Annotated in this window: 23 protein-coding genes; 5 read left to right on the forward strand and 18 right to left on the reverse strand. The window is 72.1% G+C overall.

The features are described from left to right. Nucleotides 1-149: 149 nt before the first annotated feature. The 3 genes from HCN51_RS43635 to HCN51_RS43645 all read left to right on the forward strand — a co-directional run bounded on the left by HCN51_RS43635 (nt 150) and on the right by HCN51_RS43645 (nt 2,229). A complete protein-coding gene (locus tag HCN51_RS43635; protein ID WP_168017858.1) occupies nt 150-422 on the forward strand; it encodes a hypothetical protein in 273 nt (90 codons plus the stop codon). A 525-nt stretch (nt 423-947) separates the two neighbouring features. Then, a complete protein-coding gene (locus HCN51_RS43640) occupies nt 948-1,277 on the forward strand; it encodes a hypothetical protein (protein WP_080038554.1) in 330 nt (109 codons plus the stop codon). A gap of 4 nt (nt 1,278-1,281) precedes the next feature. After that, nucleotides 1,282-2,229 (forward strand): aldo/keto reductase, encoded by a 948-nt coding sequence (locus tag HCN51_RS43645; RefSeq protein ID WP_168017859.1) that lies wholly within the window; start codon nt 1,282-1,284, stop codon nt 2,227-2,229. A gap of 115 nt (nt 2,230-2,344) precedes the next feature. Here the strand turns inward: HCN51_RS43645 and HCN51_RS43650 are convergent, their stop codons facing one another. The 3 genes from HCN51_RS43650 to HCN51_RS43660 are packed head-to-tail and all read right to left on the reverse strand — an operon-like array spanning nt 2,345 to nt 5,010. After that, nucleotides 2,345-2,992 (reverse strand): response regulator, encoded by a 648-nt coding sequence (locus tag HCN51_RS43650; protein WP_168017860.1) that lies wholly within the window; start codon nt 2,990-2,992, stop codon nt 2,345-2,347. Beyond that, nucleotides 2,985-4,076, reverse strand: coding sequence for a histidine kinase (locus HCN51_RS62655; protein ID WP_168017861.1), 1,092 nt, complete (start codon nt 4,074-4,076; stop codon nt 2,985-2,987). The genes HCN51_RS43650 and HCN51_RS62655 overlap by 8 nt, the downstream gene beginning before the upstream one ends. 52 nt (nt 4,077-4,128) lie before the next feature. Then, on the reverse strand, nt 4,129-5,010 hold the full coding sequence (locus HCN51_RS43660; RefSeq protein WP_168017862.1) for a UbiA family prenyltransferase: 882 nt from the start codon (nt 5,008-5,010) through the stop codon (nt 4,129-4,131). A 199-nt stretch (nt 5,011-5,209) separates the two neighbouring features. Between HCN51_RS43660 and HCN51_RS43665 the strand changes: the two genes are divergently transcribed. Continuing rightward, complete coding sequence (locus tag HCN51_RS43665; RefSeq protein ID WP_168017863.1) at nt 5,210-6,448, forward strand: 2-isopropylmalate synthase; 1,239 nt, start codon at nt 5,210-5,212, stop codon at nt 6,446-6,448. A gap of 28 nt (nt 6,449-6,476) precedes the next feature. Beyond that, the gene (locus HCN51_RS43670; RefSeq protein ID WP_168017864.1) at nt 6,477-7,244 is read left to right on the forward strand and encodes an AfsR/SARP family transcriptional regulator; all 768 of its coding nucleotides are present in this window, start codon (nt 6,477-6,479) and stop codon (nt 7,242-7,244) included. A 210-nt stretch (nt 7,245-7,454) separates the two neighbouring features. On the opposite strand, the gene HCN51_RS43675 is transcribed toward HCN51_RS43670, so the two are convergent. The 15 genes from HCN51_RS43675 to HCN51_RS43745 form a co-directional block, all read right to left on the reverse strand. Beyond that, the gene (locus HCN51_RS43675; protein ID WP_168017865.1) at nt 7,455-7,814 is read right to left on the reverse strand and encodes a hypothetical protein; all 360 of its coding nucleotides are present in this window, start codon (nt 7,812-7,814) and stop codon (nt 7,455-7,457) included. Further along, nucleotides 7,811-9,292, reverse strand: a complete 1,482-nt coding sequence (locus tag HCN51_RS43680; RefSeq protein WP_168017866.1) for a hypothetical protein — start codon at nt 9,290-9,292, stop codon at nt 7,811-7,813. Before HCN51_RS43680 ends, HCN51_RS43675 begins: the two co-directional genes overlap by 4 nt. Nucleotides 9,293-9,296: 4 nt before the next feature. Then, entirely contained in the window at nt 9,297-10,325 is a 1,029-nt protein-coding gene (locus HCN51_RS43685; RefSeq protein WP_168017867.1) for a zinc-dependent alcohol dehydrogenase, read from the reverse strand. Then, a complete protein-coding gene (locus HCN51_RS43690; protein ID WP_168017868.1) occupies nt 10,325-11,422 on the reverse strand; it encodes an amidinotransferase in 1,098 nt (365 codons plus the stop codon). Before HCN51_RS43690 ends, HCN51_RS43685 begins: the two co-directional genes overlap by 1 nt. A gap of 40 nt (nt 11,423-11,462) precedes the next feature. Continuing rightward, complete coding sequence (locus tag HCN51_RS43695) at nt 11,463-12,200, reverse strand: YqcI/YcgG family protein (protein WP_168017869.1); 738 nt, start codon at nt 12,198-12,200, stop codon at nt 11,463-11,465. Nucleotides 12,201-12,276: 76 nt separating this feature from the next. Beyond that, the gene (locus tag HCN51_RS43700; RefSeq protein WP_168017870.1) at nt 12,277-13,026 is read right to left on the reverse strand and encodes an SDR family NAD(P)-dependent oxidoreductase; all 750 of its coding nucleotides are present in this window, start codon (nt 13,024-13,026) and stop codon (nt 12,277-12,279) included. Then, complete coding sequence (locus HCN51_RS43705) at nt 13,010-14,086, reverse strand: GNAT family N-acetyltransferase (protein WP_168017871.1); 1,077 nt, start codon at nt 14,084-14,086, stop codon at nt 13,010-13,012. The genes HCN51_RS43700 and HCN51_RS43705 overlap by 17 nt, the downstream gene beginning before the upstream one ends. Then, nucleotides 14,071-15,327, reverse strand: coding sequence for an MFS transporter (locus tag HCN51_RS43710; protein ID WP_168017872.1), 1,257 nt, complete (start codon nt 15,325-15,327; stop codon nt 14,071-14,073). Before HCN51_RS43710 ends, HCN51_RS43705 begins: the two co-directional genes overlap by 16 nt. Next, entirely contained in the window at nt 15,327-16,313 is a 987-nt protein-coding gene (locus tag HCN51_RS43715; RefSeq protein WP_168017873.1) for a GNAT family N-acetyltransferase, read from the reverse strand. Before HCN51_RS43715 ends, HCN51_RS43710 begins: the two co-directional genes overlap by 1 nt. Next, nucleotides 16,310-17,002, reverse strand: coding sequence for a M15 family metallopeptidase (locus HCN51_RS43720; RefSeq protein WP_168017874.1), 693 nt, complete (start codon nt 17,000-17,002; stop codon nt 16,310-16,312). The genes HCN51_RS43715 and HCN51_RS43720 overlap by 4 nt, the downstream gene beginning before the upstream one ends. Nucleotides 17,003-17,007: 5 nt before the next feature. Beyond that, nucleotides 17,008-18,162, reverse strand: coding sequence for a type III PLP-dependent enzyme domain-containing protein (locus HCN51_RS43725; RefSeq protein ID WP_168017875.1), 1,155 nt, complete (start codon nt 18,160-18,162; stop codon nt 17,008-17,010). Nucleotides 18,163-18,193: 31 nt separating this feature from the next. After that, nucleotides 18,194-19,306, reverse strand: coding sequence for a methyltransferase domain-containing protein (locus tag HCN51_RS43730; RefSeq protein WP_168017876.1), 1,113 nt, complete (start codon nt 19,304-19,306; stop codon nt 18,194-18,196). Nucleotides 19,307-19,322: 16 nt separating this feature from the next. Then, a complete protein-coding gene (locus HCN51_RS43735) occupies nt 19,323-20,300 on the reverse strand; it encodes a cupin-like domain-containing protein (protein ID WP_168017877.1) in 978 nt (325 codons plus the stop codon). Continuing rightward, complete coding sequence (locus HCN51_RS43740) at nt 20,275-21,336, reverse strand: diaminopimelate epimerase (protein WP_168017878.1); 1,062 nt, start codon at nt 21,334-21,336, stop codon at nt 20,275-20,277. The genes HCN51_RS43735 and HCN51_RS43740 overlap by 26 nt, the downstream gene beginning before the upstream one ends. Nucleotides 21,337-21,351: 15 nt before the next feature. Next, nucleotides 21,352-22,284 (reverse strand): TauD/TfdA family dioxygenase, encoded by a 933-nt coding sequence (locus tag HCN51_RS43745; protein ID WP_168017879.1) that lies wholly within the window; start codon nt 22,282-22,284, stop codon nt 21,352-21,354. Between the last annotated feature and the right edge of the window lie 923 nt (nt 22,285-23,207).

Below are 23,207 nucleotides of genomic sequence, written 5' to 3' on the forward strand. Positions count from 1 at the left end.
AGAGCCGTCCGCGATACATTCGGCGGCAGCCGAATCCGGCGGAACCCGGGCATGCTCACGCTGACGTTCACCGCCTACGACGTGACCTCGATCAGGTTCGCGTTCCCCCGCTCAGGGAGGTCTCCGCCGGCATCCACGCGCTGCGCACCGTGGCCGGCCGGACGCAGCACCTGCCCTGGTCGAGGGAGGTACGCTCCAAGCTCACCGCCGGCCTGGCGCCCCTGCTCGGCCTCATTCCCCGGGGGCGAGTACATCCCCGACTTCCTGAGCCCCATCCCCGGCCGCCCACCCCGGACCTGACCGCCGAGCTGGCCGCGCTGCGTGCCATCCCCGATGAGGTGATCCGGAGCACCCTCACCAACGGCACTGTCGTCAGCGCTGACTTCGACGTCGCGCTGGCACCCACCGGGACCGGCCCATGAAGACGGGGGTTTCCGGACTTTCTGGACAGGCCCTACGCGCTGGGCGTGCGCGAGAGGAGCGGATGATGTGACCTACAGCGCACCTTGGCTGGGGAGCAGCAACGTTATCTGGCCGGACGTCACTCGTAGTGACGCGGCCTCTGAGCCAGATCACGTTAGGTGGAGCCTTTCGGGCATCCGGCCATCTTCTTCTTCACGCGCACAGTCAGCTCGGAAGTGAACTTCACCCGGTCCGACTGTGCCCAGACGAGCACCTGCCCCCGGGGCTGTCGGCACCGCGTCGCCGACGAACCAGTTGCCCGGCACCTGCGCTGGGCGCGGTCCGAGCTCATGCCGACCCTGAACCCACCGTCAGCGGCGCTGTATCGGGAGTTGAGGCCGCTTTCATGGGGCGGGCGCATCGTGATGGTGTGTCCAGTGAAATCCTGGCTCACCCGACGTGACCGAGCTCGTGGCAAGCCCGTCATCGCGGAAGCCGGCGGGCGCAGCGCCCGGGCCGCAAGAGGTTGATCAAGGACGGCCGACATGGATCGATCCGAACTCCAGGCGACCCGTTCCCGCCTGACCGACGACCTGTCCATTGACCCGGGCGAGCTGCGCGAGATCGCCCTCCGGCTGCTCGACGAGGTCACCCGCGAGCGGCTCAGGGAGAGCCTGCTGCGCGCCGACTACGCCGACCTCCTGGAGGCGTCCAGGGCCGCGGTGGCGGCCACCTGGCAGGGCTGCCCCGACCCGACGGCTCCTCTGGAGCACCGGCTGCGCCGCCTGGGCCTGCTGCCGCCCCTGGGCATGCCGCCCGGCCAGGCCCTCGCCGACGCCGCCAGCCTCTGTACGGTCCTGCGCGGGACGCCGTGACCCGATGGACGTCAGGCAACTGGGTCACGACGGCCCGGTCACCTCGGTCATCGGCGTCGGCGGTACGGCCTTCTCCGGAGCCGTGGACGTCGAGGACTGCGTCCGGGTCGTCCGTCACGCGCTTGATCTGGGCGTCACGCTGCTCGACACGACCTGCCGTACCGGACATGAGCAGGTGGAGCGGCTGGTCGGGCGGGCGGTCGCGGGCCGCCGCGGTCAGGCGGTGCTGGCGGCGCCGGCCCGCCCCGGCGGCGGGAGCCTGGCGCGGGCCTGCGACGCCGTCCTGCGCCGGATGGCCGTCGACCACCTCGACGTCTTCTACCTGGACTGCCCGACCTGGACGCGGCCGATCGAGGAGGGGGTGGGCGAGCTGGCCGAGCTGGTCGCGGCGGGCAAGGTCCGGCACATCGGGCTGGCCGAGCCGCTGGCCGGGCAGATCCACCGCGTCGCCGGGCAGCCGGTCTCGGTGATCGCCTGCGAGTACTCGCTGCTGAAGCGCCGGGCCGAGCTGGACCGGATTCCCGCGGCCCGGGCGCACCGGCTCGGGGTGGTCGCCCGCGGCCCGCTCGGCCGCGGGTTCCTGGCCGGCGCCGACAGGTTGTCGGCGGCGCATTCGGCGTGCGGCGACCCGCGGCGGGCCGGGCTCGGCATCGCGGAGGCCGGACCGCTGGCCGAGCGCATGCGGGCGCTGCGGGCGGCTGAGGAGATCGCCACCCAGCTCCATCTCGGCCTGGCCAGGCTGGCCCTGGTGTGGGTGCTGGCGCAGGGCGACGTCGTGCCCGTTCCGAGCACGCGCAGCCGGGTGCACCTGGAGATGAACGCCAGCGCCGCGGCCATCCGGCCTGACCCCGCGCTGCTCGCCCGGCTCGGCACGCTGTTCCCGCCGGACTGGGGGAACGGGACCGACCACCGGGACGACCCGCAGGCTCGGGATGGCCGGACGGCGGTCTGACCGGGGACGCCGGCCTGCTTCACCGCCGTCCGGGTAGGGATGGCCGGACAGCGGTCTGGTTCATCGCCGTCCGGCTAGGGATGGCCGGACGGTGGTCTGGTTCATCGCCGTCCGGCTAGGGATGGCTGGACGGCGGTTTGACCAGGGATGCCGCCACGGCCTTGTTGACCGCGTCGACCCGGGAGACCGCGCCCAGCTTGACGAAGATGTTGCGCAGGTGCCGCTTCACGGTGGCCTCCGTCAGGTTCAGCCGGTGGGCGATCTGCCGGTTGCTCAGCGCCTCGGCGACCAGTTCCAGCACCTGCAGCTCACGTGCGGACAGCGGGTTGCCGCGGGCCGGCTGCACCTGCGCCAGGCTCTCCCGGGAGACGGCGAGCACGACCCGGTCGTGGTCGGTACGGGCGGCGTGCACCGCGCCCAGCAGTTCCACCCGGCCCACGCTCTTGAGCAGGTAGCCCCGGATGTTCTGGGCCAGCAGGTTCTGCACGAGGTACGCCCCGTCGTACATGCTGAGGATGATCACCTCGGAGCGGGGGGAGACGGCCTGGATGCGGCTCACCGTCGTGGTCACCTCGTCGCCGGGGATCTCCACGTCGAGCAGCACGACGTGCGGTTCGTGCTCGGCGGCCAGCGCGACGGCGCCCTTGCTGTCGCCCGCCTGGCCGACCACGACGATGCCGCCGTCGCTCTCCAGCAGCTCCTTCAGCCCCTCGCGGAACAGCGCGTGGTCGTCCACGATGAGGACGGTGGTGGGGTCATTCATCACGGTGCTCCGACAGCGGTACGACGAGTTCCACGTAGGTGCCGCGGTTGACCACCGGCGTCAGCATCAACCGGCCGCCCATCAGCTCGGCCCGTTCCCGCATCGAGGTCAGCCCCAGGCCGGCGGACCGGCGCGCCTCGGCCAGGTCGAAGCCGCCGCCGTCGTCCTCGACCGTCGCGTGCAGCCGGCGGGGCGCGATGTCCACGTTGATGAGCACCATGCTCGGCGTGCCGTGCGCGAGCGCGTTGCGCACGGCCTCCCTGATGATGAGGTACGTCTCCTCCAGCACGTGGCCGGAAGCCCACGCCTCGTCGCCGTTGACCCGCAACCGCATGGTGACGTTCGTCGGTGCGATGGTCTCCAGCAGCGTGTTCAGCGCCTTCTCCAGGTTGTGCACCTGCTCGTCCATGCGCAGGTCGGAGGCGATCGAGCGCATGCTGAGCATGGCGTCCTGGATGGCGTCGTGGGCCAGCGTCACGCGTTCCATGGCGGTGCCGGGGTCGGTGGCGTGGTAGAAGCGGGCCAGTTCGAGCTGGTGGTGGGCGACGCCCAGCCCGGAGCCGACCCGGTCGTGCAGGTCACGCGCGATCCGCCGCCGCTCCTCGACGTGCGCGGCGTTGATGTCGTGCAGCAGCTGGGAGGAGTAGGCCAGCGAGGCCTCGTTGACGCGCATGATGACGCTCTCCGTCAGCGCCCGGACGACGAGCCGGAGCAGCTCCTGGGCGCCCTCGCGATCGGCGAGGTAGTCCAGGGCCGCGTTCATGACGACGTCCACCAGGTAGGTCGCGGCCTGCAGGGAGGCGCGGGGGTTGAGCCGGCTCTCGGCCCGGCGCTTGCCGATGTCCCTGGCGAGCAGTTTGTAGCCCTCGTCGAGGGCGGCGCGGCCCAGCCGCACGCTGCGTACGACGTCGCTGATGGTGACGGCGGCGTGGGCGAGCAGTTGCGGGCGGCTCGCGTGGTCGTCGATCAGCGGGCTGTGGACGCCTTCCAGCTCGGCCTGGTAGGCGGCCAGGATCGCCGGCCGTTCGGCGTCGAGGTGGTCGGCCAATGCCTTCCGCAGCGGATTGTTGTCTCCGGCTTGCACGATCGCGGGCCCCTCCCCATGAGGTGAACGCCCGAACCCGATACATCATGGCTTAACCGAAAAGAACCGGCAACATCGCCGTGGCGTTCGCCGCGTATTGCGTGGCCATGAACCCCTGGTACGGCCCGCGGCTATCGACATCGGCTCTCACCGCCAGCCCGGTCACCACCACGGCCCCGGCGGACAGGGTCAACGCCATCCCGATCACGCGCGGCTCGGCCAGGCTGACCACGTCGGCCGCGACGGCCACCGCGGCGGCCGCCGCGACGAGCAGGATCCGGGTGCCCGTGGCGCCGTACACGGCGGACAGGTTGCGCCGGCCCGCCACCGCGTCGCCGCGGGCGTCGGGCAGGTCCTTGGCCGGGGCGCCCACCAGCCCCATCCAGGCCGCGAGGAGCAGCGCGACCGGCAGCAGCGGCGTGCCGGCCACCTCGGTGACCGGGCCGCCGGCGGCGACGAAGCCGGCCGCGTAGGTCAGCAGCGCCGAGCCGACCGCGGTGCCGACGCTGGTGGCCGGCCGGGCCTTGAGCAGCAGCGGCGGGGCCGAATAGGCGTGCCCCAGGAAGAGCAGCGCCACGACGAGGACCGTGAACACGACGCCGGTCAGGACGCCGAGACCCAGTGCGAGCGCCGCCGCGCCCACCGCGACCCGGGCCGCCGTGCCGGGGGACAGCAGGCCACCGGCGATGGGCCGGGAGGAGCCGTTCGCCCGGTCCTCCACCACGTCGGTCACCCCGTTGAAGAGGTAGGCGAAGAACACCGCCAGCATCCAGGAGACGAACCCGGGGAGCAGGCTGAAGGGCCACGCCGCCGCCCCGGCCAGCGCCGCCCCGGTGCAGAACCGCAGCGCGAACGCCCCCAGCACGGACGGCCGGGACTCACGCAGGCACAGGACCAGCACGCGCCACCACGACGGAGGGCGGTCGGCTCGCATAGCCGTATGATGCGCCGCCGGACGCGGCTGATAAAGGGAAGTACCACCGAGGATTACAACTTTCGGGGGCACCGGGAGATACTTCGCATTATCTGGGTAGCTCTTGCGGGGCACTCCCCTTGTTTCCCCATGTCAGGCGCGTAAGGCTGGTACGTGAATCGAGCCCGGCCTGATTTCGACCACACGAAAGGGACATTCGGTGGTGACTTCTTCGTCGGCTGCCCGGATTTACGACTGGAATACGGTCCCGGACGCGGCGGCCCCGGCCTGCGGGGGCCGGCTGGTCGAGCTGAACGACGAAACCCTGCGGGACGGCCTGCAGAGCCCGTCCGCCCGCCAGCCGGACCTGGCCGAGCGGATGCGGCTGCTCCAGCTCATGGACCGGCTCGGCATCGACGCGGCGAGCATCGGCATGCCGGCCTCCGGCGCGGTCGCCGGCCGCATGGCCGCGGAGCTGGCCGCGTACGGCGCCAGGCAGACCCCGCGGCTGAGGCTGCACTGCGCCGCCCGCACTGCGGTCAGCGACATCCAGGCCGTCGCCGACGTGAGCCAGGCGGCCGGTCGCAGCCTCGACGTGACGGCCTTCATCGGCTCCAGCCACATGCGGATGGGCGCGGAAGGCTGGACGGTCGCGCAGGCCGAGCGGATCGTCCGCAAGGCCGTCCGCTTCGCCGTCGCCGAAGGGCTGCCGGTCTGCCTGGCCGCCGAGGACGGCACCAGGGCCAGGCCCAGACTGCTGCGCCGCCTCTGCCTGGCGGCGCTGGACGAGGGGGCCGTCCGGATCTGCCTGTGCGACACCGCGGGCCACGCCGATCCCCGGGGGACCGCCGCGCTGATCCGCCACGTACGCGAGCAGATCATGGACCCCGCCGGGTACGCCCACGTGCCGATCGACTGGCACGGCCACAACGACCGGGGCCTGGCGCTGGCCAACGCGCTGGCCGCCGTCGAGGCGGGGGCCTCCCGCGTGCACGCCACCGCGCTCGGCATCGGCGAGCGGTGCGGCAACACGGCGATGGACCAGCTCCTGGTCAACCTGAACCTGCTGGGCGACGGCCGCGACCTGGACGTGCTGGGCGAGTACTGCCGTACGGCCTCAGCCGCCGTCGGCCGGCCCATCCCGCCGGAGTACCCGGTGTTCGGCAGGGACGCCTTCTTCACCGCCACGGGCGTACACGCCGCGGCCGTGGCCAAGGCGGAGCGCGCCGGCGACCCGTGGCTCGCGGACCTGGTCTACTCCGGCGTTCCCGCCTCCCGGTTCGGGCGCCGGCAGGAGATCGGCGTGGGCCCGGCCAGCGGGCGCTGGAACGTCCAGACCTGGTTGCGGCGCAGGGGGCTGCCCTCCGACCCCTTGGTCATCGATCGAATCCTCACGGCCGCGCGCAGCGCGACCCACGTGCTCACCGACCACGAACTGGCCAGTCTCGCAGCGGACTGACGCCATCAGCCACAAGGGGAGATCATCAATGGCGAGTTTCCGTTTCCTCGGTCCCGTAGAGATCGTCGTCGACGGCCGCGCGCACACGCTGCGCCAGCACAAGCTGCGCCAGATCCTGGCGCTGCTGGCGTTGCGCGCAGGCCAGATCGTGGACACCGATCTGCTGATCCAGGAACTGTGGGCCGAGCAACCCGCCAAGAACGCGCGGACCATCCTGCACACCTACGTGTACCAGCTGCGCAAGCACGCCGAGCGCTACGGGCTGTGCCGCCAGGGAGAGGAACTGGTGGAGACGCGCACCGCGGGCTACCTGCTGCGCGCCGACCGCGCCGCCATCGACGTCTTCCGCTTCGACGACCTGGTACGGCGGGGGCGGCTGCTGCTGCAGGCCGGCGACGCCGGGCAGGCCGCCGTGCTGTTGCGCGAGGCGCTGGACATGTGGTCGGGGCGGGCGCTGGCCGACGTGGTGCCGGGGCCGGTGCTGAACGGGCACGTGGTCGCGCTGGAGGAACAGCGGCTGTGCGCGCTGCAGACGCGCATCGAGGCCGACATGGAGCTGGGCGGGCATCGCGAGCTCATCCCGGAGCTGCGGCTGCTGGTGGGGCAGCATCCGTACAACGAGTGGTTCCACGGCATGCTCATCAGCGCGCTGGGCCGCGCCGACCGGCGCAACGAGGCGCTGGACGCCTACCAGAACCTGCGCCGCATCCTGGACGAGGAGCTGGGCCTGGCCCCCTCGCCGGCGACCCAGGAACTGCACCGTGAGCTGCTGTCCGCCGGCATGGCGCACCGCTGACGCGCCACCCGGTGGCGGGCCTTCGCCGTGTCGTGCGGATGCCGTACGGCGAAGGCCGTCCGGTCTGGGCCTTCGCCGTGGTGGTGCGGCGAAGGCCGCTTGCTGATGTGCTACGCCGCTTGCTGATGTGCTACGCCGCTTGCGGACGTGCTACGCCGCTTGCGGACGTGCTACGCCGCTTGCGGACGTGCTACGCCGCTTGCTGATGTGCTACCCGGAGTGCGCTACGCCGTGTCGTGCGGATGCGGCGCGGCGAAAGCCGCTCGCGTGCTGTCCGGTGCGCGCCGGGTCGTGCGGGTGCCGTACGGCGGTCTCGTGCAGGTGGCGTACGGCGTTGTCGTGCAGGTGGCGTACGGCGAAGGCCGCCGTCGCCGCCGCGCCCCTGGCGCAGCTCAGCGCCTCGCGGGCGCCGTCCACGCTGCCCCGGGGGAAGGCGGCGACCGCCTCGGCCGCGCAGGCGATCAGCTCCTGCGTGGCCCGGACCAGCAGCTCGTCACAGTCGTCGAGGTCGGCCACCCGGTCGCGGGCGGTCTGGAGCAAATCCAGCACCTCGTGCGTGATCGCGTTCATGATGGCTCCAATCGGATGACCCGCCCGTCGTGCCGGCCGCCGTTCTCCGCCGCGATCGTGGCGGCCCAGCCGGGCGGCAGCTCGCCGGGCGGCACCAGGTGGTCGAGCAGTTCGGGGAAGGCGACCAGGTGCGCCTCGCGTACCGGGACGCGGGTGAGCGCGTCCACGTCGGCCGGTGACAGCCCGCCCGCGCCGGCGATCTCCACGGGGCCCGCCGGGATGAGCGCGCCGCCGGGCAGCACCCGGCCGACGGACTGCAGGCCGGCCAGGTGCAGGCCGGTGGGCACCTGGGCGACCCGTTCGGCCATCGGGCCGAACTCCGCGCCGACGCCCAGGGCGTCCACGATGCCCTGCCGGATGACGGGCAGGTACATGGCCTGGTAGTAGCCGCCGACGCAGCTCAGCCCGCGGGCGAAGGCCAGGGTGGCGAAGCAGGTGAACAGCGACGGGACCAGCCGCTGGTCGAGCAGCGCCGGTACCAGCTCGTCCTGGCTGAACTTCCACTCCAGGCGGTGGCCGCGCTCGTCCACGCCGGTCAGCAGCTCGCCGTCGAGGACCAGCGGCACCCGGCGGCCGGCCGCGCTGAGCCCCCAGCAGAAGACCGTGCCGCGCGAGCCGTCGCGCCGCCAGCAGGCGCGCGCCCCGTCCAGCGCGTCGAGCAGCGCGTCGCGCACCTGCGGTACGAAGAACAGCTGGTGGATCAGGCTGCCGGGATCGCGGAGGTCCTTGCTGAGCAGGGTGGCGCAGATCGGCTCGATCGCCAGTTGCACCAGCCGGGCGGGCGGCTCGGCCTGGAACATGCCCTCCCACAGGGCGGTGTTGACGCGGGTGGCCTGCAGGGCGTGCGACGGCAGCGCGAGCGCCGAGCCGTACGCCCGGTGCAGGACGTCGTCGGCGCTGCGCGCGCAGAACTCCGAGACCTCCCCCTCCTGCCGCATCCGGACCAGCCGGGCGCGCGCCCGCTCGATCATCCCGGCGTCGTACGGCCGCGCCGCCAGCACCGTACGGTGCTTGTCGCGGTTGGGCTGGACGGGCAGCCGCTGCGGCAACCCGCCCAGCTCGCCGTGCCGGGGATCGTAGAGCCGCAGCCCCATGGGGTAGGTCAGGTTGTTCAGGCTGACCGAGCCGAAGCCGAGCACGACGACGTTGCGCGGGGCGCCCGGCCGCAGCGCGAACAGCAGCGTGCCCTGCACGGAGTCGGCGAAGGTGTCCACGCCGAAGTGGTTGGAGGTGGGCACGATCGGCTGCTCGCGCAGGTCGGCCAGCACGTCGGCGGCCAGGGCCGGGCCGTACAGTGCCGTCGTCTGGCCGGCGACCGCGGCGTACAGGTCGTCTCTGGACTGCCAGGGCTCGCACCGGCCGGGGCGGAGCTCGGCCAGCAGGTCGGCCAGCGGGGCGTCGGCCAGGCGGCGCAGCGTGTCGCGGACGAGGGGCGAGTGCCGTGCCGCCAGGTCGAGGGCGTGGGCGCGCAGCGTCATGGGCTCAGCTCCACGGGTAGAGAATGATCTTCCCGCACTCGTAGCGGGTCTGCCGTTCGAAGGCGTCGGCGATCTGGTCCAGGGGGTAGCGGTGGGTGATGAAGCGCTCGATCTGGCCGGGGATCTGGCCGATCACGCGCAGCAGCCGGTCGGCGTCGTTCAGGTTGATGTCCAGGCTGCCCATCAGCGTCACCCCCTTCTGCACCAGGTCGTCGTCCACGTGGACGGTCAGCTCGCCGGGCTCGGCCAGGAAGCCGACCGTGCCGAGGCGGCCGACCGCGTCGATGCACAGCCGCTGGTACTGCGGCTGGCCCGAGCAGTCGATCGCGAAGTCCACGCCGCCGCCGGTCAGCGACCTGATCCGGGCTCGCAGGTCGCCGTCGCGGGGGTCGAGGACCGCGGCGCAGCCCAGCTCGCGGGCCAGCCGGGCGCGGTACGGGCTGCGGGCCACGCCGATCACGGTCGCCCCGCGGTACCGGGCGTTGATCACCCCGCCCAGGCCGACCGCGCCGAGTCCGGTGATGAGCACGGTGTCGGACGCCGCCACGCCCATGCGCTGCATCACCCCGAACGTCGGCCCGAGGCCGCAGCAGGCCATGGCGGCGTGTTCCAGTGGCATCCCGTCCGGCACGGGCACGCACAGCCGGCCGGGCTTGACGGCGTACTGGGCGAAGCCGCACTCGCCCGACTCGCTCTTGCACACCTCGCGCGGGTCCTCGGTGGCGGCGCAGTGGGAGTAGTAGCCGCGCCGGCACGGCCGGCACCTGCCGCACGGGTAGCCGCACAGCGCCACCACGCGGTCGCCGGGCCGCACCGGGGAGCCCTCGGGCGCGTCCACCACGATGCCGGCCATCTCGTGGCCCAGCGAGTCCGGCCGGTTGCGCTCCAGGTAGACCTGGTCGCGGTAGGCGAGGTACTCGTTGCACATCGGGGCGACCTCGACCTTCAGCAGGACGTAGTCGCGGGCGATGACCGGCTCCGGCTTGTCGACGATCGCGCAGGCGCGCGGGCCGGTGATCTGTACGGTCTTCATCAGCCCACGTCCAGGTACTGGCCGGCACCGCCGCGCCGGCGCACGTCCACGGTCACGCAGTGGAACGAGCCGCCGAAGGTGTACACGTGGCGGAAGTCCACCGGGATGCAGCGGAAGCCCCAGTCGGTGAGCAGCTCGATCATCGGCTCCTCCTGGCGTTCCACCACGACGGTCCGCTCGTCCAGGGAGAGCATGTTCATGCTCACCCACGGGCTGCAGAAGAACATCGGCCAGTCGCGCGGCAGGGCGGGCTGCGGCGCCTTGCGGATCTCCCAGCCGTCGAACAGCTTGTTGTGCACGTACCGCTCGGGGTTGACCAGCAGCTTGCCGGGCGCCAGCGGCAGCAGCGTGGCGTCGATGTGCATGGCGTGCGGGTCGTTCACCTCGACGGTGTGGACGCGGTACGCGCTGCCGACCGCCCGCTGCAGCCAGCGGATGCCGAACGCGTTGGTGACGTGGCTGCGCTGTACCACGATGTCGCGGCCGAAGCGCATGAAGTCGGCCGCGTCGAAGACCGGCTCGAACTCGGTGACCGCCCAGCCGTCGTGGTGGCCGCCGGTCGCGAACAGCTCGTCGGTCAGCTGCGGACGGGGAGCCTGCAGCCACCGGGCGCCGCGGTCGAAGTACGACTTGAGCAGCGGCCGGAACGCGTCCCCCTCGAACTGGCGGCAGCGCCACGACATCGGGGACTCGATGATGGTGTCCCCGACGACGATGAGGTAGTCGCGCGGCATGGCCGCGTAGAGCCCGCCCTGGCTGCGCCAGTGCGGCGTGGCGAACTCGCCGGTGTGGTCGGCGGGCGCGGGCCTGACCACCTTGACGCCCTCGGCCTCCAGGGCGCGGGCCAGCCCGTCGAGCTCCTCGTCCGCGGCATCCACCAGGTCCTGCGGGAACGGCTGGCCGCCCTTCTCCTGGAAGAGCCGCCACGACCCGGGCGGCATCGTGGCGCGCATGGACTCCTGCCAGGTCGGGAAGACGCCGCCGGACAGCCGCCCGACGATCACCTCCTCCAGCGGGTCCCACTCGTTGGAGGAGTTCACCGCCCTGGCCGGTGAGTGATCTTGTGGGTGGTTCTGGGCAAGCGAGGACACGGTCATCAGACGTACACCTTTCTGAGAGCGCCTTTCCTGGGGTTGTTCAGCGGCGGAACGGGCAGCGGTCGTGGAGGTCGGCGTCGTCGTCGGTGATGAAGTACTGCCGCCACTCGTCGTCGGACATCTCGTCGAACTCGCCCATGCTGGGGTGGCGGCCCACCAGGTCCCACCGCCGCAGCCGGTCGCGGATCCGGGTACGGGTGACGTTTCCCGCCGGGGTGCCGACGCCGATGCCGTCGAAGACGGTACGCGGCTGGAACGACAGCACCAGGCACGACGGGTGCCGCCGCGACCTGCGCAGCCGGTTGGACGGGGCCAGGGCGAAGACGAACAGCGAGGTGCCGTGGAAGCAGAACTGCCAGCCCGGGTCGTCGGGGTCGGCGGGCACGTCGGCCGGCCACGGGCGGTCGTCGTGCAGGTGCAGGTACTCCAGGATCTCCCAGAACCGCCGGTCGTAGTCGGCGGCCGTGGTCATCCGGGGCGACGGCTCGACGAAGACGATCAGGGGCTGGCGGCGTTCGGGTTCGGGGCTGACCCGGTCGACGAAGGCGGTCAGGTCACCGGGGAGCGTACTGAGGTCGTCATGGGCGACCCAGGTCATGTGCATGTCGCCGGCCCGTAGCGCGTGCCTGCCGAACGTGCACGGGTAACCCGGGTTCAGCAGGTCGCGGCGGAATTCGGCGAGGGCGGTGCGCAGCCATTGCGGGCCTACGCTCCAGCCGGGGTCCGGGTCGAGAATCTGTAGGCGGTCCACCGACAACACTGCGATCTCTTCCTTCATGTTGTGGAGAAGCACGAGAACTACGAATTCATCGTCGGGGTCGGCGCTATAACGCCGGTCCAACGGTGCTTACGACTCATGCGCTGGCCAGCCCGCCGGCCGTTTCGCCGCCGTCGATGACGAACGTCTGCCCGGTCGCGAATTCCGCCTCGTCCGAGGCCAGGTAGGCGGCCAGCGCGGCGATCTCGGCCGGCCGGCCGAGCCGGCCGAGCGGGACCTTGCGCGCGCATTCCGCCAGGGCGGCGGGCGAGTACTCCGCCTCCTGCATCGGGGTGAGCACGTAGCCGGGGCAGATGGCGTTGACCCGTATCTCTGGTGCCAGCTCCAGCGCCAGCGTCCTGGTCAGCTCGATCACGCCGGCCTTGCTGACGTTGTAGGCGCTGTAGTTCGGCATGCCGACCATGCCGCTGACCGAGGCGATGTTGATCACCACCCCGCCGCGGCCCCGCATCCGCCGTACGGCCCGCTGGGCCACCAGGAACACGCCGGTCAGGTTGACCCGCAGGACGCGCTCCCAGTCGGCCAGCGGCAGGTCGGCGAAGGCGCCGGGGACGCTGATGCCGGCGTTGTTGACGGCGACGTCCAGCCCGCCCCAGCGGCGGTCGAGCTCCTCGAACGCCTCGTCCACCGCCGCCGGTTCCGTCACGTCGGCCACCAGCGCCAGGTCGGCCCCGGGCACGCGGTCGTCGATCAGCGCCATGGCCTCCTTGTCACGGTCCATGACGGCGACCCGGGCGCCTTCGGCGACGAAGCGGCGGGCGATGGCGGCGCCGATGCCGGAGGCCCCGCCGGTGACGATCGCCCGGTGTTCAGCCAGTCTCTTCATCGATGCTCCCCCAGGTTTCGAGGTCGAGCGCTCCCCCGGTACGCGGGTCCTCGCGCAGGCGGCGGCAGAACTGCGCGTTGTGCCGCCGCACCTGCTCGGCGGCGGCGGCAAGGACGCTGTCGGAGGAGAGGTCGAGCAGCCACAGCGGGCGCAGCCGGGCGCCGTACAGGGCCTTGGCCGCCGGGGCCTGGACGCCCGCGTGCACCCACCGCAGGCCCAGCTCGGCCGCCAGGTCGAGCTGGCTCACCAGGACGACGTTGGCGTACTCGTGGGCGCCCGACAGGCGGTCGTAGTCGAAGCCGGCCCACCGCAGGAAGATCGCGTCGGTGCCCACGTAGTACAGGCAGAACGCGACGGGCTCGCCGCCGTCGCGGGAGCAGACCGCGACCCGGGCGGCCTCGCCCATGTGTTCGGCGTGGCTGTTCAGCGCCACGAGCTCGGCCTCGGGATCGGTGTCGATGCCGTACTTGGCCAGGGTCTTGGCCGCCGGCACGGCCAGCGAGCCGACGCACTCGGCCAGCGGCAGGTGCTTGACGGTGTACCCGGCCTCGGCGAAGGCCCGGCGGTCTGAGCGCACCATGTACCGCTTTTTGCGCGACAGGTAGCCCGGCCAGCCGTCGACCGCGATCCACGCGTCGGCCTCCAGCACCACGGCCGGCGCGCGGACCCCGGCGCGACGGGCCAGCTCCACCTCGGAGGTGGGCACGTACAGGGCCAGGCAGGGCCGACCGGCCGCCCGCTCGCGCAGTTCCGCGATGACGCCGGGCACCCCGCCGGGCTCGCCCAGGAAGTGGGTCTGGTAGCCCTCGCGCGGCCCGACCAGCAGCCCGCGGGGTGGGGGCGCGGGCAGGCCGCGCGCCGCCAGCAGCTCACCCCACCGGTAGGGCCCCCGCGCCGGCGGCCCGTCCAGCTCCACGTACGGCACGGCCGCCCCGTCGCGCACCACGGTGTCACCGCAACCGCCGTACTCGGCCGCGCAGAAGCGCAGCCAGGCGCTGGTCGAGTAGAAACGCGGCCCGGCCAGCGCGTCCCAGGCGGCCGGGGTCAGTCCACCGAACACGACGCCTCCTTCGTGCCGAAGACCTCGTCAGCCGACCGGATGCGGGAGAACGCGAAAGCCACGGACCCCGCCACCAGGACGGCGACGGCGGCCGCCATCGCCGTGCGGACCCCGAGCATCCCGCCGAGCGCCCCGCCGAGCAGCCCGCCCAGCGGGATCGTGCCGAAGACGAAGAACCGGTAGGTCGCGGTCACCCTGCCGAGCAGCTCGGGTGGCACCAGGACGCCGCGCAGGCTCAGGCTGTGCACGTTGAACACGGCCAGCGCGAGGCCGTACACGAACAGGCCGGCGGTCATGACCGCGCCGGCGACGAGCGGCGACCCCGTGGCCGCGGGCACCAGGCCGAGCGCGGCCGCGCTGACGATCATCGACCAGATCAGGGCGCGGCCGACGCCGAGAACCCGGCCCGCGCGGTCGGCCACGATCGAGCCCGCCAGCGCGCCCACGCTGCCGATGCCGAGGATGACGCCCAGCAGGCTGGTGGACAGGTGCAGCTCGCGCACGCCGTACAGCAGGTACAGGGTGAGGATGACCTGCTCGAACAGGTTGAACCAGGCCGAGCCCAGCAGCAGCGGGCGCAGCCGCGCGTCCCGCAGCGTCGAGGCCACGCCTTCCTTGATCTCCGCCCAGGTGGAGGGCCGGTCCGCGGGCGGGGCGGGGGGCGGCTCCCGGTGCCTGATGGCCGCCACGCTGAGCGCGGCCACCAGGTAGGTGACCGCGTTGGCCACGATCGAGATCGGCGCGCTCAGCCACTGCACGAGCAGGCCGCCCACGCCGGGGCCGCCGATGGAGGCGATCGAGTACGTGGCCTCCAGCCGGGCGTTGGCCGGGACGAGCTGGTCCTTGGGGACCAGGGACGGCAGGTAGACGACGTAGGCCACGTCGAAGACCGCGGTGAGCAGGCCGGTCAGGAACGCGATGGCGTACAGCAGCGGCATGGACAGCAGGTCGGCCAGGTAGAGCAGGGGGATCAGGCCAAGGAGGGCGGCCCGGCCCAGGTTGGCGACGGTCAGGGCCGGGCGCTTGCGGTGGCCGTCCAGCCACACCCCGGCGAACAGGGTGATGAGCAGCACCGGCGCGAACTGCATCGCGGTCAGGACGCCGAGCTGCTCCGGAGTGGCGCGCAGGGTGATGATCGCGGTCAGCGGCAGGGCCAGCACGGTGATCTGCGCCCCGAACTGCGAGATCGTCTCACCGCCCCACAGCTTGAGGAAGTCGCCATGGCGCCAGAGGCCGGACATCACGCCTCCTGGGCGATGCCGAGCTTCTGGTGCAGCGCCGCCAGCTTCGGACGGTACCTCGGGACGTCGCCGGGGTCGGCCGCGTACCACAGCGACCACAGCTCCACGCCGGTGAAGCCGTACCGGCGCTTGAACGCGTCGTTGCCCTTGCCGAACTCCAGGCGCTCCCAGCCGCGCTCCGGCCCCATCCGCAGCAGCTCGTAGAGCAGGAACAGGTACGGGCTGACCTGCTGGACCACCGTGTGGTCCATGCCGCCGGCCCACAGGTAGAGCCGGTGGTCGTGCTCCAGCGCGAGGTAACCGGCGACCGTGCGGCCGTCCCAGTCGGCCCGCAGCAGCCGGCCGCCGGGCATGCCGAGCACCGCCTGGGCGGTGGCCCGGTCGTACAGTCGCGGCCAGCCGTGCCGCAGGGCCGAGCCGTTGGCCAGTGCGACGACCTCGTCGATGCGCTCGGGCGCGGGGTCTCTCTCCTCCACCAGCCGCAGCCCCTTCTCGGCGGACCGGCGCCACCGCCGCCGCCAGTCGTGGCGCTTGTCCTTGGCCACGTCGCCCACGATGGGGTCGCGACCGGCGCCGACCACCCGGTGGTAGGCGTGGTCCAGCCGCAGCATGCCGTCGGGCGGCCGGACGGTGGCCCAGTCCAGGGCGGCCTCCAGCGGCAGGTTGAGCACGAGCAGGCCGCAGGTGCCGGGCATCAGGCCGGCCGCGTGGTCGAGCAGGCCGGCCACCTCCTCCGGCCGCTCGGCCAGGTACGCGGGGCCGTACCCGGCGTAGAGCGAGCCGACGGTGAGCAGCGGCCGATCCCAGATCCGGCCCAGGCCGGTGTCGACCTCGTAGCCGTGCCAGAACGGGGAGTACTCCAGGCACTGCAGCAGCGGCAGGCCGGTCGGCCGCCGCCGCTCGACGGTGCTGGCCGACCACGCGGCGAGCCATTCGCCCGTGTCGTAGACGGTACGCGGATAGCGCATGGTCTGTGGCAGGGTCATGGTTTCCTCCACGGTATGGCGGCGCCGTATGCGGCGAACCGTTCGCCGTGAAACGCGGCGCTCACCATCGTGCCCAGTTCGTAGTGCCAGAATTCCCACGAGTAAGGCGCGAAGCCGGCGCCCAGCATCGCCCAGTAGAGCATTCTGCGCAGCCGCCGGTATGCGGACCGGTCGTCGTTCTCGTAATAGGCGAGCCAGGACCGTTCGTTGAACTCGTCGAACTCGGCGCCGAGATCCAGGGGCCGCCCCTCGGTGTCGCACAGGGTGACGTCCACCGCGCCGCCGGTGGCGTGCGGCGGCGGCGAGGCCAGGAACTCCTCCTGGGAGGCGGGCGGCAGCGCCAGGTACATCTCGACCGTGGCATCGTCGCTGGGATCGGGCAGCGTCCTGCGGAACTGCTCGACGATCTCCGCCTGGGTCTCCAGCGTGCGCAGGCCGTCCCAGACCAGGAGGTCGATGCCGTCGGGCAGCGCGGCCGAGGCTTGCTGGAGCGCCGCGAGCACCCTTCGCCGGACGAAGATCCGCGGGCCGGCCGCGGTGATGCCGCGCTGGTGGTAGGCGGGGGCGGCGTGGACGCCGGGCACGCCGGCCACCTCCGCCAGCGGTTCGCCGCACTCGCGTACGCCGATGCCGGGCGGCGGCGAGAGCGTCGGCTCGATGACGATGGGGCCGTCCAGGGTGGTGATCACGTCGCTCAGCTCCCGAACCAGGCTTTGGCGAACCCCTCGGCCAGATCGGGTGGCAGCTCGACGGGTTCGGCGGCGGACAGGCCCTCCACAGGGGCGGTGTAGCCCCACGCGTAGGCCCCGGAATTGGGCAGGACGACCAGGTCGCCCTCGGCCAGCGGCGGCAGCGCCGCCTTCCTGGCGATCACGTCGAAGGAGTCCATGACCGGGCCGAGCACGGCCGCGGGCGCCGGGTCGCCGGAGGGCGCGGCGAAGATCTCCACGCCGGCCTCCGGCTCGATGAACGTGGTCTCGAACAGGCCGGCGTACGCGCTGGTGTCCAGGTGGACCAGGCGGCGGCCGGCCACGACCCGGTCGGCCACCACGCGGCTCAGCATGGCCATGGCCGGCTGGCACAGGTACCGGCCGGGCTCGCACAGCACGTCCACGTCCGGCGGCAGCGCGCGGGCGATCCGCTGGAAGAAGTCCGGGTGGTCGCGGTGGAACCGGTCGCGGGAGCCGGGGAAGCCGCCGCCGATGTTGATCGTCGGCACCGCGATGCCCGCCGCGGCCAGCCGTTCGCGCAGGCCTAGCAGCGTCTCCAGGCCGCGCAGGTACGGCAGCGCCTGCTCCATGCCCGCGCCCGCGGTGCCGACGAAGAACGACAGCGCCTCGATCTCCATGCCGCGCGCGGCGGCCCGCTCGGCCAGCCCGGCCAGCGCGTCGGCGGTGTTGCCGAACCGCACGATCGAGCGGGCGGACTGCCCGGCGTCGGGCGGCCGCAGCCGCAGGGTGATCCTGGCCGTGTCGGGCAGCAGCTCCAGGCCCCTGGCGTCGTCCACCACGAAGCGGGTCACCCCCGAGGCGAGGACCGTCTCCAGGGTCCGCCGGGTGCAGACCGGGTTGAGAAAGGCGATGCGGTGCGGCGGGACGCCCAGCTCGAGCAGGGCCGCCAGGTGCGCGGTATTGGTGACGTTGAACTCCTCCACCAGCGGCTCCAGCGCCCGCAGCACCATCGGATGGGCGTTGGCCTTGGTCGCGTAGGAGATGCGGGCGCCGAGCCGGGTCCGCAGCTCGGCCACTCCGGCGCGCAGCACGGCGGGGGCGAACAGGAACGCCGGCGTCTCGATCCGCTGCTTCGCCGCCCAGTCGGCCACCTGGCCGACGAGTTGCTGGGAAAGCATCACGGCTCCTCAGTGGTGGACTCGATGGGGGTCAGTGGTAGGCGGGGCCGCGCAGCAGGTAGCCGAGCTCGACCCCGCTGGAGTCGATGCGCGGGTCGGTCGAGGTGAACGCGGCCACGGTCAGCCCGGCGCGCCGGAACAGCTCGTCCCAGTAGTCCTTCCTGGCCAGGCGCTGGCGGGTGAAGTAGTGGATGAGGAAGTACGGGTTCCAGAAGTTGCGTGCCACGCCGTGCCGCATGACGGCCGGATTGCCGATCTCGTCGCTCACCTCGATGACCACGACGTTGATCCGCGGGAACCGGGTGATGATGCCGCGCAGCAGCTCCAGCACCGCCTCCTCGCCCTCCTGGGCGAGGATCTCCTGCAGCACGTAGCCCAGCACGATGAGGTCGGGCCGGCAGTCCTGCGGCGGGTGGCGCAGGAAGTCGGTGGCCGAGGCGTGCACCAGCCGTACCCGGTCGGCCATGTCCTCCCGTCCCACCAGGGAGAGCGCGGCGCGGTAGCCGTCCGCGTCCGGTTCCACGCCCCAGGCCCGCAGGCCGGGGACGGCCTTGGCGAACTCCGTGAGGTACAGCGCGTTGCCGCAGCCGAGGTCGAGCAGTTCGCGGGCGGTCACCCCGCCCTTCTGCAGCAGGTCGAGCGTCATCGGCATGCCGTCGTAGCGGCTGATCTCGCAGCTGCCGACGCCCACGTACTCGCCGTTGCGGGTGCAGTCGGGGGCGCCGCGGGTGAGGGCGCCGCCGATCTGCTGGATGGTGCCGGCGTACCCGCCGATGAGGAAGGTGTACCAGGCGCGGAACTCGTTCAGCCCGACGGCTTTGGCGGTCAGCGCCACCCGGTCGTCGGCCACCTGCACGATGTCCTCGTTGGCCAGGTAGAGCAGGAACCCGCGCAGCCGGTCGACGTCCATGGCCAGCTCGCCGGCCAGGACGGGGATCGCGACGGCCGGCCGGTCGGCCAGCGCGTCGTAGATCCCGGTGTCGAACAGGTGGTGGATGCCCACGGCGAGGAAGTGCTCGCTGATGGGGCGGATCGCCTCGATGAGCCGGAGCTCGAAGGACGGATCCACGGTCGTCCTGATCGCTTGCGGCACGGTGGCGGGGCCGGTGGTGGGATCGGTGGTGGGGCCGGTGGTGATGGTCACGGCGGTCTCCCCGGGGTCAGTCGGTGGCCGGATCGTTGTCGCGCGAGAAGTCGCCCCAGCGCAGCAGGTCGAACAGCCGCTTGCCGGTCGAGGGCGGGCTGAAGAAGAACGTGGTCTGCTCCCGGCGGCGCAGCAGCCCGTGCGCGACGAAGTCCCGCGCGGTCGCGGCCCAGTACCGGGGACCGCTTCGCAGCAGCAGCGAGGCGTAGTCGGCCGCGGTCATCGGCGGGCCGAACCAGTGGTTGACGGACACGGACGGCGTCCGCGACCTGATGTCGTGCCAGCAGCCGCGCGGCAGGAACAGCACGTCGCCCGGCTGCACGGTGCCGGCGTAGAACACCGCGCGGCGCAGCCGCGGGAACCGGCCCAGGTCCGGGTAGGCCAGGTCGACCTGGCTGTTGACGAGGTTGCCGGGGAAGGGGTAGACGTCCCTGGCGTGCTTCCACGGCACCAGCACCACGTGCTTCTCGCCCCAGATCTGGCAGAAGAAGTTGTCCTTCAGATCCGAGTGCAGCATCGACCGGGTGCCCGCCGAGCCGATCCACACCCGGGTGTCCGTGCCGTGCGGCGGGCTGCCGGTGAGCGGCTCGAAGTCGTAGTCGGTGGCCGGGAACAGCTCGGCGGCCCGGGTGTAGGCGAGGTAGCAGGGCGAGTCCGGCGAGGTGGTCAGCATGGCGTCGACGAACTCGGCGAACGGCAGCGCGCGTTGGTAGTTCTTCTGGTCCTGGGGGAACAGCACGCCGCTGGACGGCAGGTCCATCAGCGCGGTGACCTGGCGCCGGCCGTACGACCTGACCAGGTTCTCCGGTGTCCAGCGGGTCCGGGCGGGCCAGGAGTCGGCCAGCCCGGGGAACAGCATCGGGCCCGAGCGGCCGGCGACGGCCTGCCGTACCGCCGCCGGGGTGGGGTGGTGGTGGCGGGGCAGCGGCCGTACGTCGAGGCCGGCCTCGCGCAGGACGTCGGCCGGGTCAGCCTGCAGGTGCAGCGAGAGCATGGCTGGAGTCCTTAGCGGATCGACGGTTGCTGATGGTCTGGTACGCCGACGCGTTCGGCGTCATGGGGACGGTGCCGACGCAGACCAGCCGTGGCCGGCCTGTCACGACATATCCGGATTCGGTGGTGGTGACGGTGAGGGCGGCGTCCGGCTGGTACCAGCGGCACCGGTGCGGCCAGAACGTGATCTCCCCCTCGGGCAGGAGCCCGAGCCGCCGCCCGACGTACGTCATGGCCACCGTGCCCGAGCCGCAGGCCAGCGTCTCGCAGTTGATCGCCCGCTCCCACGTCCGGTACTCGACCCGCCGCCCCTCGACGCGGGCGAAGTTGAGGTGCACGCCCTGCGGGAAGAGGTCGCGGTAGGCCTGGTTGACGTGGGTGCCGATGTGGTGGGCCAGGGCGACCGACTCCTTGACGGCGGCGCCGTCCGGCCTGCCGACGGCGCCCCGCGCGTCGATGAACAGCCGCTCCGCCAGCTCCTCCGGCAGCCCGTGCCCCTGGAACAGCGCCAGGTGCGGCTCGCCGCTGAAGGACAGGTAGCCGCTCAGCTCGCCCACGCCGGGAACGTCCAGGCCGGTGATCCGGTCGATGCCGTCGGACGGCGGCGGCCCGCTCCGGTTGATCAGCTCCTCGGGGGTCGGGCGCGTCCAGCCCATGTCGACCCAGGTGCGGCCGTTGTCCTCGTCCGCGCCGATGTGCACCAGCCGGGGCCGCCCGGTGGGGAGCTCGGTGAGCACCCCCCACCGGGTGCCGCCGTGCGTGCGCCGCAGCGCGGCGGCGGTGGACAGCAGGCCGTTCCCGCAGGACAGCGTCTCCGACCCGTCGACCTCGAAGATCCGGAAGACGTAGTCGGCGTCGCCCCCGTCGGCCTTCGACAGGTACAGGACGTTGTCGGTGCCGCCGATGCCGAAGTCGCCGTTGAGCGCCCAGCGCGCGAAGTCCGCGCGCTGCTCGTCGCCGTCCAGCGGCGTGCGCGTCTCGTCGACGATGAGGAACGTGTTGCCGAACGAGGTGTACTTGGCGAACAGGATGTCCATGATCACACCGTGGGATCAGACCGTGGCGGTGAGCGGGCCGGTGGCCACCGGCAGGCCCACGTCGCTCTGGATGAGCGACTTGATCCCGGCCGCCAGCGGGGTGGAGTCGTCGGGGAGCTGCGTGCCGAACAGGTTCTCGCAGTGCCGGGCGCGCAGGTCACGGTCCTTGCCGTGGTACTCGGCCCGCCGGTGCATCATGCGGTAGTTGTCGATCACCGCGACGTCGCCGGCCGACCAGCCGATCTCGACCTCGTTCTCGAACGCCCAGCGCTCCACGGTCTCCAGCAGCTCCCGCGGCACCGGCGAGCCGTCGCCCAGCGACATGCCGTAGAAGGTCTGCTCCGTCATGGCCTGCAGCATCGTGTTGCTGAAGCTCTCCTGCCCGCCGGGGGTCTTCACCACGATCGGCGCCTCGTAGCAGGTGTACAGCCTGCCGTCGGGCAGGAACCGGTGGCTGAAGCCGGGCAAGGAGTCCAGCACCTTCTCGATCTCCTCGGTCGCGGCCCCGCCGGTCGCCGACCGCCAGGTCTCCTCGGCCCAGTGGCGCTCGAAGCGAAGGGTGTTCGTGCGGCAGAACTCCTGCCAGTGCGGGCTGAGCTCGTTCAGCAGCCGTACGCCGTCGACCGCGCCGGTGGGCGCCCCGCCGTCGCTGCCCTCGTACAGGCACAGGAACCAGATGGCGTCCGGCCGGTAGGGGTTGTAGGAGTCCTCGGCGTGGAAGCCCAGCGCCTCCCCGCCCTCCGGGTAGTGCACGTGGCGGGCTCCGGCGCAGGTGCCGAACCGCCGGGTGAACGCCTCGAACTCCTCCAGGGTCGGCTGGTACCCCGTGAAGTACACGTAGCCGTCCCTCTTCAGCAGCGAGACGACGAGCGCGGGGTCGATGTCCGCGAGCCGCTCACCGGGGTTGGCGACGATTTCGCTGCCGATGTTCTTCGAGTGAATCTTCATTCCACACCTTCCGGGTGCTCCCTGCGTCCATCACGGATCAGGCTCCCCCGGCGGTCTGAAACGGCTGTCCAACGCCGTTGATACGCCGCTCAAACGCCTACCGCGCTGGGTACCCCGGACGGAGTTCGAGCGGCTGATTCGCAGCGGTGCGATCACGGACTCCTCCTCCATCGCGGCCTACACGCTCTGGCTGCTGGATCGCGGGTGACCCGTTCCGGCCTGGCCGTGGGGTCCTCGGGTGCCCGTCTGCGTCGCCGATTCGGCCGGCCGATTTGGCGCGTCCTGGTCTTGTCCATGCTCGGTCTTGGGGGACGGGACCAGTGGGTGAGGGCCGCCTCGGCGGTGTCAACGGGGCTGCCCTCGAGCAACTGGACCTCCTCTGACAGCCGGGCCGAGCGCCGCTCCAGAGTCGTGGCCGGCCAGCCGGACACCAGCAGGCCTGCGCCTGGCGCGCCGTCGGCCGGAACGTCTTCGGTGACGGCGTGGCCGAGGCCGGCCAGGGCGGCCGCGGCCTCACGCATCCGGGGCCAGGATGACAGCCGCACGCGGACGTCGTGAGCCTGTGGCGTCACCTGGCGGACCGTCTCGCCGTGGTGATGCGCAGCGGAACGACGGCACACCTGTTCGATGGCCGTGGAGGCCAGCCCGTTCATCGATCGCTCCTCCGCGTCGTCGGATGTGCTTTGAGTGGCCCGCCGCTGAACGTACTGCGCGGCGGTTTCGCCGTACGCGTCCCTCCGAGCACGCGTCCGGGAGCCTGCTGCCGGGCGCCGGGTCCGGGATGTACGGGCTTACGCGACATCGGGTGTGTCCAGTCAGTGCCCCTGGAGGGATCTGCCCCATGGCCACGGCATATGGCCGGAATATGGCGAAGTCGTGCGGCGCACGCTGAGGAGGGGGTGCCGTCGTCGGCACCCCCTCCA

The organism is Nonomuraea composti (genome assembly GCF_012034275.1).
Taxonomy (GTDB): domain Bacteria; phylum Actinomycetota; class Actinomycetes; order Streptosporangiales; family Streptosporangiaceae; genus Nonomuraea; species Nonomuraea composti.

Excerpts from the sequence above, each read along its gene's own strand:
- HCN51_RS43700 (WP_168017870.1), bottom strand. The coding sequence starts at position 13,026 with ATGAAGAGACTGGCTGAACACCGGGCGATCGTCACCGGCGGGGCCTCC.
- HCN51_RS43690 (WP_168017868.1), bottom strand. The coding sequence starts at position 11,422 with ATGACCGTGTCCTCGCTTGCCCAGAACCACCCACAAGATCACTCACCG.
- HCN51_RS43640 (WP_080038554.1), top strand. The coding sequence starts at position 948 with ATGGATCGATCCGAACTCCAGGCGACCCGTTCCCGCCTGACCGACGAC.
- HCN51_RS43695 (WP_168017869.1), bottom strand. The coding sequence starts at position 12,200 with ATGAAGGAAGAGATCGCAGTGTTGTCGGTGGACCGCCTACAGATTCTC.
- HCN51_RS43740 (WP_168017878.1), bottom strand. The coding sequence starts at position 21,336 with ATGGACATCCTGTTCGCCAAGTACACCTCGTTCGGCAACACGTTCCTC.
- HCN51_RS43725 (WP_168017875.1), bottom strand. The coding sequence starts at position 18,162 with ATGCTTTCCCAGCAACTCGTCGGCCAGGTGGCCGACTGGGCGGCGAAG.
- HCN51_RS43735 (WP_168017877.1), bottom strand. The coding sequence starts at position 20,300 with ATGCTCTCGCTGCACCTGCAGGCTGACCCGGCCGACGTCCTGCGCGAG.
- HCN51_RS43660 (WP_168017862.1), bottom strand. The coding sequence starts at position 5,010 with ATGCGAGCCGACCGCCCTCCGTCGTGGTGGCGCGTGCTGGTCCTGTGC.
- HCN51_RS43670 (WP_168017864.1), top strand. The coding sequence starts at position 6,477 with ATGGCGAGTTTCCGTTTCCTCGGTCCCGTAGAGATCGTCGTCGACGGC.
- HCN51_RS43645 (WP_168017859.1), top strand. The coding sequence starts at position 1,282 with ATGGACGTCAGGCAACTGGGTCACGACGGCCCGGTCACCTCGGTCATC.
- HCN51_RS43745 (WP_168017879.1), bottom strand. The coding sequence starts at position 22,284 with ATGAAGATTCACTCGAAGAACATCGGCAGCGAAATCGTCGCCAACCCC.
- HCN51_RS43685 (WP_168017867.1), bottom strand. The coding sequence starts at position 10,325 with ATGAAGACCGTACAGATCACCGGCCCGCGCGCCTGCGCGATCGTCGAC.
- HCN51_RS43680 (WP_168017866.1), bottom strand. The coding sequence starts at position 9,292 with ATGACGCTGCGCGCCCACGCCCTCGACCTGGCGGCACGGCACTCGCCC.
- HCN51_RS43650 (WP_168017860.1), bottom strand. The coding sequence starts at position 2,992 with ATGAATGACCCCACCACCGTCCTCATCGTGGACGACCACGCGCTGTTC.
- HCN51_RS43715 (WP_168017873.1), bottom strand. The coding sequence starts at position 16,313 with ATGACCCTGCCACAGACCATGCGCTATCCGCGTACCGTCTACGACACG.
- HCN51_RS43675 (WP_168017865.1), bottom strand. The coding sequence starts at position 7,814 with ATGAACGCGATCACGCACGAGGTGCTGGATTTGCTCCAGACCGCCCGC.
- HCN51_RS43710 (WP_168017872.1), bottom strand. The coding sequence starts at position 15,327 with ATGTCCGGCCTCTGGCGCCATGGCGACTTCCTCAAGCTGTGGGGCGGT.